We start from the raw sequence: 13770 nt of genomic DNA, 5'->3' as shown, positions 1-13770 counted from the left end.
GTTAAAAAACGCCTGTTATTGCGGCGTCCATGTTTTGGTTTTGAAGTTGTGGTGCCCTTCAATAAAGCGGGACGTGCCAGATTTGGAACGCATGACCAGCGAGTGCGTCACCGCCTGATGCGGGTACTGCCGCACGCCGCGCAGCAGCGCACCGGTGGTGACCCCAGTGGCCGAGAACAGCACCGAGCCTGCTGCCATATCATGCAGGTCCAGCTTGCGGTCGGGGTTTTTGCCGGGGTTCATCTTCTGGGCGCGTTCGCGCTGGGCATCATCTTCAAACAGCAGGCGGCCCTGCATCTGGCCTTCCACGCAGCGCACGGCGGCGGCGGTCAGCACCCCTTCGGGCGCACCGCCGGAGCCGACGTAAATATCGACCTGACTGCTATCGAGGCAGGCAGCAATGCCACCGGCTACGTCGCCATCGCTCAGCAGGCGCACACGGGCACCGGCTGCACGGGCGCGGGCAATCATTTCCTCGTGCCGTTCGCGGTCGAGCGTGCACAGCAGCAGGTCCTGCACGCTTTTGCCTCTGGCTTTGGCAAGGTTCTTCAGGTTGGTTTCAATCGTGTTTTCAAGGTCCACCACACCTGCGGGCAGGTTGGGGCCAACCACAATCTTGTCCATGTACACATCGGGTGCGTGCAGGAAGTTGCCGCGTTCGGCCAGTGCCACCACCGTAATGGCGTTTGGCATGTCCTTTGCGCACAGGTTGGTGCCTTCCAGCGGGTCCACGGCAATGTCCATGGCCGGGCCGCCGGAGCCCACTTTCTCGCCAATATAGAGCATGGGCGCTTCGTCCATTTCGCCCTCGCCAATGACCACGGTGCCATCAATGGCCACGGTGTCAAAGGCAATGCGCATGGCTTCCACCGCGGCACCGTCTGCATCGTTCTTACGGCCGCGGCCCGTCCAGCGGGCAGAGGCAAGGGCCGCCGCTTCGGTCACGCGCACCAGCTCAAGAGCCAGATTGCGGTCGGAAACAACGAAAGGAGAGGGGCCAATAGAATCAGACATGAGAAAGCGGGATCCTTAATTACACAATTGATCGGGCGGGGCTGGCGGGTTGCTTCAGGCAGCCTCGATCCGGATCACAACTGTGGAGTCTGTCACAACAGTCAAAGCGTCAATCCGGGTGACGGCGTCCTGCATAGCCGCCTCGGATGTCCGATGTGTGACCAGAACAAGGGGAACATAAGGCGTGCTGTCATTTTCCGCCGGGTGCTGGAGCATGCTGCGCAGCGATACGCCACAATCACGCAGGATGGCGGTAATGTCGGCAATAACGCCGGGGCGGTCTTCCACCATCAGGCGCAGGTAGAAGGCACCTTCCCCGCTGGAAATGGGGCAGGCCCGCAGCGGGGGCTGGGTGCTGGTCTGCACGCCCCACACGGCAATGGTGTTGCCACGGGCAATATCCACCAGATCCGCCGTGACCGCACTGGCCGTGGGGCCAGCACCGGCCCCGCGTCCTTCGATCATGATCCGGCCAACAAACTCGCCTTCCGCCACCACGGCGTTAAAGACGCCATCCACCTGCGCCAGCGGCGCCTGCTGGGGCACAAGGCAGGGGGTTACGCGGGCGTGCAGCCCGGCATCGGTCATGCTGGCAAGACCCAGCAGCTTGATCCGGTAGCCAAGGGCGCGGGCAAAACTCTGGTCCACCGCACCAATGCGGCGGATGCCCTCTACATGCACACTGTCAAACGCTACGGGCTGACCAAAGGCCAGACCCGCCAGAATGGTCAGTTTGTGGGCTGCGTCCAGCCCGTCCACATCGGTGGAGGGGTCGGCTTCGGCGTAGCCGAGGTCCTGCGCGTCCTTGAGCACGGTTGCAAAATCCTTGCCCGTCTCGCGCATGACGGTGAGGATGTAGTTGCAGGTGCCGTTAAGAATACCGCCCACGCGCAGCAGGCGGTCCGCTGCCAGTCCTTCGCGCACGGTTTTAATGGCGGGAATACCGCCAGCAACCGCTGCTTCAAACAGCAGGGGGGCGTTGTTGTCAGCACTCAGGCGGGCAAGGGTGGAGCCATGCAGGGCCAGTAGCGCCTTGTTGGCGGTAACCACAGGTTTGCCAGCCTTAAGAGCTGCTTCGACCAGCGTACGGGCGGTGCCTTCTGCCCCGCCAATCAGTTCCACCACCACGTCCACATCGGGGTCGTTTACCAGATCGGCGGCGTTGTCGTACCAGCGCAGGGCGGACACATCCACCCCACGGTCGCGCGTGCGCTCGCGCGCGCTAACGGCCACAACCTCCAGCGGGCGGCCAGCCCGTGTGCTCAGCAGGTCCGCATTGGCCCGCAGCAGTTTGATAACGCCCGCGCCAACCGTGCCGAGCCCGGCAATGCCAAGACGAAGAGGAGAAGAAGAGGAACAGGATGTCACGGTGTAACAGACTCCGGTTTTGAGGCTGGGTTGGAGGAGGGAGGGGCCTTGACGCCATGGGCGGCCATGAAGCCCTTGATGGAGCGCAGGGCCTGCCGCAGGCGGTGGGTGTTTTCCACCAGCCCGATACGGACGTGGTCATCACCATATTCACCAAACCCAAGGCCCGGTGCTACGGCAACACCGGCTTCTTCCAGCAGGAGTTTGGAGAAGGCAACACTCCCCATCTCGCGGAAGGGTTCGGGAATGGGAGCCCATGCAAACATGGACCCTTCGGGGGAGGGGACGTCCCATCCGGCGGAATGCAGGCCCTTGATCAGCACGTCGCGCCGTTCCTTATACAGGTTGCGCAGGTCGGCCACGCAGTCCTGCGGGCCGTTCAACGCGGTTACGGCTGCGACCTGAATGGGGGTGAACGCCCCGTAGTCCAGATAGGACTTAATGCGGGTGAGTGCGGAAATCAGCCGTTCGTTGCCTGCGGCAAAGCCCACGCGCCAGCCAGCCATGGAATAGGTCTTGGACAGCGAGGTAAATTCCACCGCAATGTCACGCGCCCCCGGCACGGCCAGAATGGAGGGAGGCACCAGATCGCCAAAATAGATTTCGGCATAGGCAAGGTCGGACAGAATCCAGATTTCCTCACGCCGGGCAAAGGCGACCAGTTCCTTGTAAAAATCCAGATCAGCCAGATACGCCGTGGGGTTGGAGGGGAAGTTGACAATCAGCGCCGTGGGCTTGGGCACGGAGTGGCGCACCGCACGGTCCAGTGCGCGCAGCATGTCCTCGTTCGGGGTGGCGGGGATAGAGCGTACGGACGCGCCCGCAATAATAAACCCGAACTGGTGAATGGGGTAGGACGGGTTGGGCACCAGAATGGTGTCCCCCGGGCTGGTTATGGCGGAGGCCAGATTGGCCAGCCCTTCCTTGGAGCCAAGGGTAACAATCACTTCGCTGTCGGGGTTGAGTTTGACGTTGAAGCGCCGGTCATAATACCCCGCCACGGCCTTGCGCAGGCCGGGAATGCCACGGCTGACCGAGTAACGGTGCGAGCGTGGGTCGTTCACCGTTTCAATCAGCTTGCTGACAATATGGGGCGGGGTGGGGGTATCGGGGTTGCCCATGCCAAGGTCGATAATATCCTCGCCCCGTGCGCGCGCTGCTGCCTTGGCCTGATTGACAGAGGCGAACACATAGGGCGGCAGGCGGCGGATGCGATGGAACTCTTCGGTCATGGACTTTGGGTGCTCTGAAAGGACAGGGAACATAGCCCCTGTAGGATGAAGGGAGTGAGCATAGTAATCGCCTGAATGGAACAGGCAACTCCTCTGGATGCAAAACCACCGTGAGGGCGCGTTTTTACCGCATGCCGGGCGGAGCAGAAGGGGTATGCGCGGGGGATCAGGGCGGGGTAACCACCTTTGCCCCCGTGCCAAAGGCATCGCCGCGCACGGTTATGGCGCTGGAGGGAATACCCAGCCTGCTCAGTTCCACCGCAAGGCGCTGGGCCCGCAGCAGGCCAAGGCGCACGGCGTCGGCCTGATCCTGCGGGCTCATGGATGCGGCATCACCAAACCCGCGAATGGTCAGGGGGCCGTTTGGCCATTTCTGCACAATTCTGGCCAGCGCCGCGTCCTGCCCGCTGGATAGCTGGTCGGACTGGGGCACAAAATGGAAGGCCGTCCCTTTTATATCGGTCAGGTCATAGTTGGGGCGTACGGCATCGGGCAGGTTTGCATCCGTTGGGACATCAAAACCGGGGAAGCTGGGGGCCGTGGGCGGGGTTTGAGGTATCTGCGGAATCTGGTCGGGGCGTAATTCGGGAATATCCGCTTTTTTGTGCACTTCGGGCATGGCCACTTCCGCCTCGGCTTCCTCCGGCGCGGGGGAGGAGGCCACGGTGCCTGCTGGCAGGCTGGATACGGCCGAACGCAGGGGGGCGCGCACGGGCTGGGGGGCGCTGTCGGCTGCATCCATAATCGCGCCGCTTACGCCTGCGGGCAGGGTCGGCTGGGCCTTTTGCGCACTGGTTCTGCCGCCTGCATTGGGGGGGGGCGGAATGTTGGGGATCATGGTCCCGTTGGCGGCCACGGTCCGGTAGGTCAGGTTGCGGTCGCGGGTCAGCTGTTCGCTTAACAGGGCGCGCGCATCGGGGGAGGGCACTTCGGGCACATCCGTCGGGGTCAGGCCCACTTTGGGGTAGGGGTCGTAGCGCCCGGGTGGTGGGGGGCGTTGCGCGGCAATGGCTCCGCCGCGCATGCCGCGTGACCAGTCCAGAGCCGTATCTATGGCGTCGCGGTGCTGGCAGGCGCTCAGTGTGCCACCCAGTGCGACAAGAGCAGCCATGCTGGCAGCCTGCAAAAAGCGGTCTGGCCGGGGGGCGTGGGTCCGGCTGGTCGGCTTCTGCTCCAGAGGGGGCTGCTGCATGGCGGGGGGAATGCTCCGAAAAACCTGATATAAAATTGTCCCGCACCTTACCCTTTTCCCTCCCCCGTGGCGAGAGAGCGCATGATTGCCCCTTGGCAGGCACGTTCGGGCAGCGCAGGATAAGGGAATGAACACTGATACGGAACAATGTGCGGAGACAGCAATGACGGGCATCTTCTCCCGTAACGCCATCAGGCTGGACGATGAACCGGAAACCCCGGAAATCCCCGAAAAAGAGGAAGGCAAGTCCTCTGGCGCCCCGCAGGGCGAACTGGAGCACAAGCTGTTCAAGCAGCGTAAGGTGCTTATTTTTGGCGGGATAAACGACAAGGTCGCGCGCGACGTAACTGGCCGCCTGCTTGCACTGGCCGGTGAATCCGACAAGCCGATTGATGTGTACGTCAACTCCCCCGGCGGGCACGTGGAAAGTGGCGACACGATCCATGACATGATCCGCTTTGTCGATTCGATTGCTCCGGTCAACATGATCGGCACGGGCTGGGTGGCTTCTGCTGGCGCGCTTATTTTTGCCGCAGGTCACAAGGACCGCCGATTCTGCCTGCCCAACACGCGTTTTCTGCTGCACCAGCCCATGGGTGGCGTGCGTGGCCCGGCAACCGATATTGATATCGAAGCGCGCGAGATCATTAAAATGCGCGAGCGCCTGAACCATCTTTTTGCGCGTGAAACGGGCCAGCCTTACGAAAAGGTCGTCAAGGACACGGACCGCAACTACTGGATGTCCGCAAAAGAAGCGATAGAGTACGGTTTAGTGACCAAGATCATTTCTAAGCTGGCTGATCTGCACTAACACGGAGGCGTCGTCGCCATTCCCGGCAATGGGGATGGCGGCATGTTTCAGGTTTATTGGACCTTCCGACGTTCCAGCCAGTCAGGGCCGGTTGCAAAAAGGGGAGGTCCCCAGATAACGGGTTCCTCACATGGGTTCTCTGAGCGATATTTACTCCCATCTGCCGGAAAGTATGGATGACCTTCCAGCACCCCCTAATGCCGAGGCTGTGGTCGAAGCGGATTTCCGCGCGCGGCATTGGCTGAGCCCCATTCGCGGGCCGCTCAAACCGGGTTCGGAAGAGCACAAGCGTGCCCTCGCGGCCATGTTCCGCGACACGTTCAACCCGTACAAGCCATCTGTCATTGACTGGCCCAAGCTCGACCCCGAAACCCTGCACCGCGTGACCTCCCTGCCCATCTGGGATATTGCCGTGCAGACCGAAGGCAAGGCCCGCCTGCGCATGGCCGCCTATGCCCGCCTTGTTACCGATCCTGATGTCAAGGACGCCATCTCGCGCAATGCGTGGGAAGAAAACCGGCATAAGGAAGTGCTGGCCAAAATGGTGGCGGCCTACAACATTCCCATGGCCCCCGAGCCCCCGTATGTGGAGCCGAAGGACGTGGAATGGGCCTATCTGGTCACCGGTTTTTCGGAATGCGTGGACAGCTTTTTTGCGTTTGGCATGTTCGAACTGGCCAAGCGTTCGGGCTATTTCCCCGAAGCCCTGACCGACACGTTCGAGCCGATCATGCAGGAAGAATGCCGCCATATCCTGCTCTTTGCCAACTGGCTGGCCTGGTATCGCGCGGTTATGCCGTGGTGGCGTCGCCCGTTCTTTGAGGCAAAAGTATGGGCTGTCTGGGGCTTTCTGGCCTACGAACGCATGAGCCTTGCCCGCACGGTGGACGATAGCGGGCAGGTCCATACGCAGGACAACAACTTTACCGTAACCGGCACCAAGGAAGTGACCAACATCCAGATCAGCCTGCCGGACTTTATGGAACTGTGTCTGGAAGAAGATGACCGGCGCTTTGCCGGGTATGACCCGCGCCTGCTGCGCCCGACCACAACCCCCGCCATTGCCAAGGTGATCCGCAATGTGGGTCGGGTGTGGGAATTTACATCGGGTATTTTCAAGGCCAACGGTAAAAAAGCCGTCTGAGCTTTTTGCCTGTCGTGGTTTACATGCAGCCTGCCCCATAAGGGCAGGCTGTTTTGTTTTGGGCATAGGCGCAAAACGCAGCAAGACATTGGCCCGGCCAGTGCGTAGGCGCGGCATACTTCTGTGCTGTATGGTCCTTCAGATACCTCATATGGCATCCGGTGCTTCCAGGCCGGTAGAGGATGATTGAAGGTCTTGCGCAGAAGGTCAGGATTTTTTTACAAATTCCGACTTCAGGTTCATGGCCCCGATGCCGCTTATTTTGCACGCAATATTGTGGCCGTCCGTGCCATCGACCAGTTTGATGTTCTTGACCTTGGTGCCGCTTTTCACCACCAGAGAAGACCCTTTGACCTTCAGGTCCTTGGTGACTGTAATGGTGTCTCCGTCAGCCAGAACGTTGCCGTTGGCATCATGGATAACGCCAGAACCGCCTGCCTCCGCATCCGCTGCACCGGCGGAGAATTCGTTCCATTCATGTGCGCATTCGGGGCAGACCCACAGTTCGCCATCCTGATAAATATGTTCACAGCCGCATTGCGGGCATTTGTGTTCGTCGCTCATGGTCATCCCCCCGTGGTTACAATGCGGCGCAACCTAATACATGCGCCAGGTAATAGAAATAGCAGGGGAAAAGCAGACTGGGGTGCGCGTTGGCCCGGCAGGCAAAAAGCGGAGGCAGCACGGAGTTACGCGGGGGTTGCCGGTTTGCGGTGGGCGCGTACACACAGCAATACGCTCAGCACCACACAGCCAAAGGCCAGTGTTTCCATCCCGCTGGGGAGCCGCCGCTCCCATATGAAGCCGTAGCAGAGGGAAAACAGGGTTTCGAACAGAATCATCTGCCCCACCAGTGTCAGCGGGAGGAGCTGGTTCATTCTGTTCCATAGCGCGTTGCCTGCAATGGAGGCCAGCAGGGCAACGCCCGCACTCACCAGTGCAAAGTTGCGCCACTGCTCCAGCCCGTGGGCTGTGCTGTCCAGCAGAAGGGCAAGGGGGAGCAGGATCACATTCTGGGCGCCAGTGGCAAGCCCGGTCAGCAGGTTCCAGTCATGGGCGGAAAAATGCCGCTGGCGCACGAGCGCGCGGCTATTTCCCACGGCATAAAGTGTCCATGAGCCAAGGGCCGCTACAGCGCAGAGCAAGCCCAGAAAAGGCGCGCGGGCCACAGAATGGGCATGCGTATGCATGGCCTGCCAGCCAATGCACGCAGCCCCGGTCAGGCATAGCAGGATGGAAGGTAAAAGCTGGCGCAGGGGCAGGGCGTCCTTGTCGCGGCTGCCAACCAGTGTCACCAGCACGGGCAAAAAGCCGATCACAAGAGTGGTGCTGGTAATGCCCCCGTTTTTGACAGCACTTGAGAGTAGCACATAATAAGCCGTATTCCCCGCAAAGGAGAGCCAGCTCAGCGTCCACCATGTGCGCAGGCTTACGGTATGGCTGAGCACCTGCCAGCGTGGTGCAACCATAAGGGCGGCAAACAGGCCGTACAGCACGTAGCGGCCACAGGCCATTTCCAGCGCGCTGAAGTTGCGGATCAGCTCGGGGGCCAGAAAAACCAGCCCCCATAACGCGCCCGCCCCAACACCGCAGGCAATGCCTTTGCCAAGGTTATGCTGTGCGGCTGGGTGGTGCATGGGGTTGGTCGCCTTGGCCGGGGTGTGGGGCCATGCGGCCCGGGCAAATGGTGGGGTGCTCGGGTCCGAGCGGGTTACTGGTGCCTCTTAGCCATAAGTGCGGCTGCGATGCAATTCGTTCGCATATCCTGAGCCTGCATGTGGTGGCTATGGTGCTGTTTAGGTCAGGTGGTGGCAGGTTTTGTAAAAACCCTTTTTGCTTCAGGCGTTCCCGAAGCGCCTGTAGCGGAAGGGGGGCGGCGTTTGGGGGCGCTGGGCAATAGCCTGCGTGACCTGTTTGTGATCGGGGGCCTTGTGGCAGACCGGGTCTGCCGCATCCGCCTTGCCAGCCAGCGCCAGTGCCTGACAGCGGCAGCCCCCCCAGTCTTCCTCCTTGAACGCGCAGGACTGGCAGGGCTCGGGCATCCATTCCGTGCCGCGGAACAGGTTAAAAATGGGGGAATCCTCCCATATGGCGGCAAGACCTGCCTCGCGCACATTGGGGAAGGTGATGTCGGGAATGGTTTCCGCCGCGTGGCAGGGGAGCACCTTGCCTGTGGGGGTAATGTTTAAAAAACGCTGGCCCCAGCCGCCCATGCAGGGTTTGGGCCGGTCCTCGTAATAATCGGGGGTGACAAAATCTATGCTCATGCGCCCTGCCAGCCGGGTGCGGGCTGCGGCTACGGCTTCGGTCGTGGCCTCTATCTGGGCACGGTCGGGCAGGAGAGCATCGCGGTTGAGCAGGCCCCAGCCATAATACTGGGTATGGGCAATTTCCACCCGTCTGGCGCCAAGCTGTTCGGCCAGTTCCAGCATGGCGGGCACACGCTCTGCATTCTGGCGATGGATGACAAAATTGAGCGTGAGCGGCAGACCCTCTGCGGTAATCAGGCGTGCTGCTTCCAGCTTTTTGGCGTGTGCGCCTGCCATGTTGGCAATGCGGTCCGCGCTGGCGGGGTCCACGTCCTGAAAAGAGAGCTGGATATGGTCCAGCCCCGCATCGGCCAGAGCGCGCAGTGTGTCCTGGCGGATCAGTACGCCAGAGGTGATCAGGTTGGAATACAGGCCAGCCTGTGCTGCGTGGCGCACAAGTTCTGGCAGGTCGGGGCGAGCCATTGGCTCCCCGCCAGAAAAATGCACCTGCAACACGCCCATCAGCGCCGCCTCGTCCAGCACACGCTGCCATTCCGTGGTGCTCAGTTCCTGCGTTCTGGGGTCGAGCATAAGCGGGTTGGAACAGTAGGGGCATTGCAGGGGGCAGCGGTGGGTAAGCTCCGCCAGCAGGCTCATGGGGGGAGGGGGCGCACTCATGCGGGCAGCAGCACCTGCTTTGTGGCCAGTTCTGCCACCATGGCCAGAACGTCCTGCGCAATAACGGCGCGGGGGGCGGCAAATTTTTCGGCCAGCAGGTCTATAATGGTGTGGAGCGGGCGCGCGCCATCCACCAGTTGCAGCACTTCGGCGGCAATGGCATCGGCATGAAAAGCGCGCTCGGGGGCCTGAATAAACCAGACCTCCCGCACGCGGTCATAGTGCAGGCGGGTGCCACGCGCAAAGCGTGGCACGGTCGTCTCGCATAAGGTTGGGCCAGTGGCCTCGGTCATGCCTGCGGGCCTGGGCGGAATGCACCGGGGGGAACATGTCCGGGAACCACATAGGCGTAATCCAGTGCGTCCAGCATGGACCACAGCACGTTGCATTTGAACCTGAGCGCGTTGAGCACCGCTGTCTGCTGCTCTGCCGTACGGGCGTGCTCGCGCACATAGGCCAGCGCAAAGGCGGAATCCTGCGGGGCCTGCGTGAGCCGGGGCTTGAAGTAGGCGAGTGTTTCCTCGGTGACAAAATCGTAGTTGCCGAGCATGCCCGCAACCCGCTCGCTGATAATGGTGGGGGAGAACAGCTCGGTCAGGGAAGAGGCAATGGCTTCCAGAATGGAGCGTTCCCGCACGAACTGCACATAGGCTTCCACGGCAAAGCGCGTGCCGGGCAGCAGCCCTTCGAGTGATTCCACATACGCACGGTCCAGCCCGAGGCCATCGGTCAGTTTGAGCCAGCGGGCAACACCGCCCGTGCCGGGCTGTGTGCCATCATGGTCTTCCAGCCTGCGCCGCCATTCACGCCGCAGTTCCGTGGTGGGCAGGCGGGCCAGCAGGGAAGCATCCTTGGCGGGAATACTGGCCTGATAGTAATAGCGGTTCAGCGCCCATGCCTGCACCTGCCCTTTGTTCAGCCTGCCGTCGTGCAAGGCACGGTGGAAGGGGTGCAGGTTGTGGTAGCGCTCGGCGCCAATGGCGCGCAGGGCGGCTTCCAGTTCATCGGGGGTGAGAATACGGTCTGTCATAATCTTACCTTCATGCCATCAAAGGCCACTTCCCAGCCCGCGGCTTCGGCCTGCTGGCGCTCGGTGCTGTCGGCCAGCAGAACAGGGTTGGAATTGTTGATGTGGATGAGGATTTTGCGGGTCACATTCAAATCCGCAAAAGCGCAGAACGTGCCATCGGGCTGATCGGCGAGGGACATATGGCCCATGCGGTGGCCGGTTTTGCTGCCAAGGCCCGCGCGCACCATTTCATCATCCGTCCAGAGCGTGCCGTCAAAAAATACGGCGTCGGCTCCCTGAATGTGGGCGCGCAGTTCATCCGTCATCATCGCGCAGCCGGGAATGAACAGGGCGCGGGCGGTACCATCGGTTATTTCCAACCCGATGGTTTCACCATTCGTCATGATTTCGGCCGGGTTTTCCGCTTTTTCGGCATAAAGGGGGACTTTGCCGGGAACGGAAAACGGGGTGATGCAAAAGCCCGGTGGGTCCAGAGCAATCGGGCGATCAAGCACCATGGGCAGACGGGGCACCAGTGTGCGGTCGAGCGCTGTAAAAATGGGGTTGGCGTCCAGCTGGTCCAGCACCGGCTGCGTTGCATACAGCTCAAACGCCTGCCGCTCGCGCAGGGTGAGCAGGCCGGTAATGGCGTCAATTTCCCCACTGGTCAGCACAACCCCGGCAATGGGGGTGGAGCGCAGGCCGGTGCGCGGGTGCAGGTCGGGGGTCTGGTTGATCTGGGTCCGCAGGTCGGGGGAGGCATTCAGCACGTACCACGACGTGCCATTCCCGCTAACAGCTATGGAGGCCTGTGTGCGGGCGGGGGCTGCGGGGTCACCCGCGCGGGCGCGGCGGCAGGCAGGGGCGTTGGAGTTCCATTGCGGAAAACCGCCACCAGCGGCTGCGCCAAGGACGACAATATCAAGCATACGACGCTTTCTAAACAAAAAAGCCGTCAGGGGGAAAGCCGGTGAGGCACCAACCCGCCTGACGGCTGAGAGAGGGCATGCCCTCTCTTATTTTTTCTGACCGCAGACATAGCTGTTGATTTCTGCGCCCAACGGAATTTCCGTCACTTTCGGTGCGTTCCAGGCCATGATGTTTCTCCTTGGCATTGGGTGTGGTGTGCACAAAACGCAGCCACACATCGCAGGTACGTGCGGTGCGTCAGAGCATGGTTAGTGTGATGAAAAAAAACAAACGTGCAAGGGCTGGTACCGCCATAAGGGGGGAAGGCACGGCCTTATCACGGCAGTGTGATGGCGCATGCCCGCTTTGAGCGGCGCAACTGTTTCATTTTGAAACATATTCAGCCGTTGCAGGGACAGCATACTGCATGGCGCAGCGGGGTATTGCGGCAAGGCCGGTGGCGTGCTCATGCGCCAGTATGCTGGCCAGCCGTGCGTCCAGTGCCGCAGGGGGGACATGGCAAAACCCGGCCGAGGCATAGAATGGCGCGTTCCATGGCACGTTGACAAACGTGGTGAGTGTTACGCGCAGCAATCCCCGCTTCTGTGCTTCTATGCACACGGCGTGCAGCAGGCGGCGGCCCAGCCCCTGGCCCTGTGCCGCCCGCGTGACCGACATTTCCTGAATATGCAGGTCCGGCCCGTAAGGGCGTGCTGTGACAAACCCCAGCAGCGGCCCCGCAGCACTGGCCGCAACCCAGCAGGCTTGTGCTGCTATGCTGGCGGTATGTTCGGCAAGGGGGAGCACATCACCCCCGGCCAGCCAGGCCAGTCCCGGTATGGTGGCAAAGGCCTGTGCGGCGTCGCGCTCCAGTGCTGGCAGGTGCGGGGCATCCGCCAGACAGGCGGGGCGGATGGTGCAGGGCAGGTGGGCACCCGCGGCAGGGTTGCCCGTTGGACCTGTGGGCCTAGCCGGGTGTGTGGGCGCCATTTTCCAGCGTGACAATAAGCGGCACGTGGTCGGACGGGCGCTCCTTGCCGCGTTCCTCCCGGTCGGGCTGTGCTGTTTGCAGGCGTTCGGCCACACGGGGGGAGAGCAGCATGTGGTCGATCCGCAACCCGCTGTCCCGTGGCCATGCTCCGGCCTGATAGTCCCAGAACGTATAGGCCGCACCGTGGGGGTGCAGGGCGCGCAGGGCGTCGGTCAGGCCCAGCCAGCGCAGTTGCCGCCATGCTGCCCGGCTTTGCGGACGCACAAGGGCGTCCTCCGGGGCTAGTGCACCGGGGGCGCAGTCCTCGGGGGTGGGGCAGATGTTGTAATCCCCCGCCAGCACAAAGTCCGTATCCTGCTGCAAAAAACCCTGTGCGCGCGCGGTGAGTGCTGCCAGAAACTCCAGCTTGGAGGCGTACCCCTGCTCCGCGCCGGAATTGCCATTGGGCAGGTACAGGTTGCCCAGCACCAGCCCTTGGGTGCAAACCTCCACATACCGGGCGGCAGGGTCGGTAAAGCCGGGCAGATGCTCGGTTGTGACCGTAAAATCCCCACGGACCAGTGTGGCTACGCCGTTATAGGATTTCTGCCCCACAACGGCGCTGCGGTAGCCTGCCTGTGCAAAAACCTCGGAGGGGAACAGATGCGTCTCGCATTTGATTTCCTGCAACATCAGCACATCGGGCTGTTCGCGCGCCAGCCAGTCCAGCACCAGATCCTGCCGCAGACGCACCGAGTTGATGTTCCATGTCGCGATTTTCATGCGAGGGAAAAGCTCGTGCCGCACCCGCAGGAGGACGCCGCATTGGGGTTGGCCACGGCAAAATGTGCCCCCATCAGCTTGTCCTCAAACATCAGCTCCGCCCCGGCCAGCAGGTCCAGACTTGTCGGGTCCACAACCACCAGTGCGCCGTTTTTTTCTATGCGCACGTCATCAGCGGCCAGCCCGCCGGGCGGGGTGAGGATGAACTGATACTGGAACCCGTTGCACCCCCCTGCTTCCACCGCTACGCGCAGGGCAACCGGGGCTTCCTGCCCGCTGGTGGCACTGGCCTGTTTTTTGGCGATAACGCTGGCAATGCGGTTGGCAGCGGAGTCGGAGACGGAAAAAATGGGGGCTGGCTGTATCATACCCCCATAGATAATCCGCCCGCGTGCAGGTTTGAAGGGGCAA

16 protein-coding genes are annotated in these 13770 nt (G+C 61.8%); 2 read left to right on the top strand and 14 right to left on the bottom strand.

The window, feature by feature from the left end:
- Positions 1-15 precede the first annotated feature (15 nt).
- The 4 genes from glpX to HNR55_RS04190 all read right to left on the bottom strand — a co-directional run bounded on the left by glpX (position 16) and on the right by HNR55_RS04190 (position 4806).
- Positions 16-1014, bottom strand: coding sequence for a class II fructose-bisphosphatase (glpX, locus tag HNR55_RS04205; RefSeq protein ID WP_166111769.1), 999 nt, complete (start codon positions 1012-1014; stop codon positions 16-18).
- Positions 1015-1068: 54 nt separating this feature from the next.
- Complete coding sequence (locus HNR55_RS04200; RefSeq protein ID WP_166111766.1) at positions 1069-2382, bottom strand: homoserine dehydrogenase; 1314 nt, start codon at positions 2380-2382, stop codon at positions 1069-1071.
- Complete coding sequence (locus HNR55_RS04195; RefSeq protein ID WP_166111763.1) at positions 2379-3614, bottom strand: LL-diaminopimelate aminotransferase; 1236 nt, start codon at positions 3612-3614, stop codon at positions 2379-2381. Before HNR55_RS04195 ends, HNR55_RS04200 begins: the two co-directional genes overlap by 4 nt.
- A 166-nt stretch (positions 3615-3780) precedes the next feature.
- Entirely contained in the window at positions 3781-4806 is a 1026-nt protein-coding gene (locus tag HNR55_RS04190; RefSeq protein WP_242005430.1) for an OmpA family protein, read from the bottom strand.
- A gap of 127 nt (positions 4807-4933) precedes the next feature.
- Here HNR55_RS04190 and HNR55_RS04185 point away from each other — a divergent pair, with 127 nt between their 5' ends.
- Entirely contained in the window at positions 4934-5617 is a 684-nt protein-coding gene (locus HNR55_RS04185) for an ATP-dependent Clp protease proteolytic subunit (RefSeq protein ID WP_184382565.1), read from the top strand.
- Between the two features lie 130 nt (positions 5618-5747).
- The gene (locus HNR55_RS04180) at positions 5748-6761 is read left to right on the top strand and encodes a ferritin family protein (protein WP_166111760.1); all 1014 of its coding nucleotides are present in this window, start codon (positions 5748-5750) and stop codon (positions 6759-6761) included.
- 207 nt (positions 6762-6968) lie between these two features.
- On the opposite strand, the gene HNR55_RS04175 is transcribed toward HNR55_RS04180, so the two are convergent.
- The 10 genes from HNR55_RS04175 to HNR55_RS04130 all read right to left on the bottom strand — a co-directional run bounded on the left by HNR55_RS04175 (position 6969) and on the right by HNR55_RS04130 (position 13727).
- Positions 6969-7325, bottom strand: a complete 357-nt coding sequence (locus HNR55_RS04175; protein WP_166111757.1) for a zinc ribbon domain-containing protein YjdM — start codon at positions 7323-7325, stop codon at positions 6969-6971.
- A 125-nt stretch (positions 7326-7450) separates the two neighbouring features.
- Positions 7451-8398 (bottom strand): DMT family transporter, encoded by a 948-nt coding sequence (locus HNR55_RS04170; protein WP_166111754.1) that lies wholly within the window; start codon positions 8396-8398, stop codon positions 7451-7453.
- Positions 8399-8599: 201 nt separating this feature from the next.
- The gene (gene pqqE / locus HNR55_RS04165) at positions 8600-9688 is read right to left on the bottom strand and encodes a pyrroloquinoline quinone biosynthesis protein PqqE (protein ID WP_166111751.1); all 1089 of its coding nucleotides are present in this window, start codon (positions 9686-9688) and stop codon (positions 8600-8602) included.
- Positions 9685-9981: a pyrroloquinoline quinone biosynthesis peptide chaperone PqqD gene (gene pqqD / locus HNR55_RS04160; RefSeq protein ID WP_166111748.1), complete on the bottom strand. Its 297-nt coding sequence runs from the start codon at positions 9979-9981 to the stop codon at positions 9685-9687. The genes pqqE and pqqD overlap by 4 nt, the downstream gene beginning before the upstream one ends.
- Positions 9978-10718, bottom strand: coding sequence for a pyrroloquinoline-quinone synthase PqqC (gene pqqC / locus HNR55_RS04155; RefSeq protein WP_166111745.1), 741 nt, complete (start codon positions 10716-10718; stop codon positions 9978-9980). Before pqqC ends, pqqD begins: the two co-directional genes overlap by 4 nt.
- On the bottom strand, positions 10715-11626 hold the full coding sequence (gene pqqB / locus HNR55_RS04150) for a pyrroloquinoline quinone biosynthesis protein PqqB (protein WP_095349295.1): 912 nt from the start codon (positions 11624-11626) through the stop codon (positions 10715-10717). Before pqqB ends, pqqC begins: the two co-directional genes overlap by 4 nt.
- An 87-nt stretch (positions 11627-11713) precedes the next feature.
- Positions 11714-11794: a pyrroloquinoline quinone precursor peptide PqqA gene (pqqA, locus tag HNR55_RS04145; RefSeq protein WP_035370857.1), complete on the bottom strand. Its 81-nt coding sequence runs from the start codon at positions 11792-11794 to the stop codon at positions 11714-11716.
- A gap of 196 nt (positions 11795-11990) precedes the next feature.
- Positions 11991-12596 (bottom strand): GNAT family N-acetyltransferase, encoded by a 606-nt coding sequence (locus tag HNR55_RS04140; RefSeq protein WP_166111742.1) that lies wholly within the window; start codon positions 12594-12596, stop codon positions 11991-11993.
- The gene (locus tag HNR55_RS04135) at positions 12574-13359 is read right to left on the bottom strand and encodes an exodeoxyribonuclease III (protein WP_166111739.1); all 786 of its coding nucleotides are present in this window, start codon (positions 13357-13359) and stop codon (positions 12574-12576) included. The genes HNR55_RS04140 and HNR55_RS04135 overlap by 23 nt, the downstream gene beginning before the upstream one ends.
- The gene (locus tag HNR55_RS04130; protein WP_166111736.1) at positions 13356-13727 is read right to left on the bottom strand and encodes a HesB/IscA family protein; all 372 of its coding nucleotides are present in this window, start codon (positions 13725-13727) and stop codon (positions 13356-13358) included. The genes HNR55_RS04135 and HNR55_RS04130 overlap by 4 nt, the downstream gene beginning before the upstream one ends.
- Positions 13728-13770: the final 43 nt, after the last annotated feature.

The sequence above is a fragment of the Acetobacter lovaniensis genome (assembly GCF_014207635.1).
GTDB classification, from domain to species: domain Bacteria; phylum Pseudomonadota; class Alphaproteobacteria; order Acetobacterales; family Acetobacteraceae; genus Acetobacter; species Acetobacter lovaniensis.
Note: the sequence above shows the minus strand (reverse complement) of the source record. Positions and strands in the feature narration are given on the sequence as shown.

Excerpts from the sequence above, each read along its gene's own strand:
- glpX (WP_166111769.1), bottom strand. The coding sequence starts at position 1,014 with ATGTCTGATTCTATTGGCCCCTCTCCTTTCGTTGTTTCCGACCGCAAT.
- HNR55_RS04195 (WP_166111763.1), bottom strand. The coding sequence starts at position 3,614 with ATGACCGAAGAGTTCCATCGCATCCGCCGCCTGCCGCCCTATGTGTTC.
- HNR55_RS04190 (WP_242005430.1), bottom strand. The coding sequence starts at position 4,806 with ATGCAGCAGCCCCCTCTGGAGCAGAAGCCGACCAGCCGGACCCACGCC.
- HNR55_RS04185 (WP_184382565.1), top strand. The coding sequence starts at position 4,934 with ATGAACACTGATACGGAACAATGTGCGGAGACAGCAATGACGGGCATC.
- HNR55_RS04180 (WP_166111760.1), top strand. The coding sequence starts at position 5,748 with ATGGGTTCTCTGAGCGATATTTACTCCCATCTGCCGGAAAGTATGGAT.
- HNR55_RS04175 (WP_166111757.1), bottom strand. The coding sequence starts at position 7,325 with ATGAGCGACGAACACAAATGCCCGCAATGCGGCTGTGAACATATTTAT.
- HNR55_RS04170 (WP_166111754.1), bottom strand. The coding sequence starts at position 8,398 with ATGCACCACCCAGCCGCACAGCATAACCTTGGCAAAGGCATTGCCTGC.
- pqqE (WP_166111751.1), bottom strand. The coding sequence starts at position 9,688 with ATGAGTGCGCCCCCTCCCCCCATGAGCCTGCTGGCGGAGCTTACCCAC.
- pqqD (WP_166111748.1), bottom strand. The coding sequence starts at position 9,981 with ATGACCGAGGCCACTGGCCCAACCTTATGCGAGACGACCGTGCCACGC.
- pqqC (WP_166111745.1), bottom strand. The coding sequence starts at position 10,718 with ATGACAGACCGTATTCTCACCCCCGATGAACTGGAAGCCGCCCTGCGC.
- pqqB (WP_095349295.1), bottom strand. The coding sequence starts at position 11,626 with ATGCTTGATATTGTCGTCCTTGGCGCAGCCGCTGGTGGCGGTTTTCCG.
- pqqA (WP_035370857.1), bottom strand. The coding sequence starts at position 11,794 with ATGGCCTGGAACGCACCGAAAGTGACGGAAATTCCGTTGGGCGCAGAA.
- HNR55_RS04140 (WP_166111742.1), bottom strand. The coding sequence starts at position 12,596 with ATGGCGCCCACACACCCGGCTAGGCCCACAGGTCCAACGGGCAACCCT.
- HNR55_RS04135 (WP_166111739.1), bottom strand. The coding sequence starts at position 13,359 with ATGAAAATCGCGACATGGAACATCAACTCGGTGCGTCTGCGGCAGGAT.
- HNR55_RS04130 (WP_166111736.1), bottom strand. The coding sequence starts at position 13,727 with ATGATACAGCCAGCCCCCATTTTTTCCGTCTCCGACTCCGCTGCCAAC.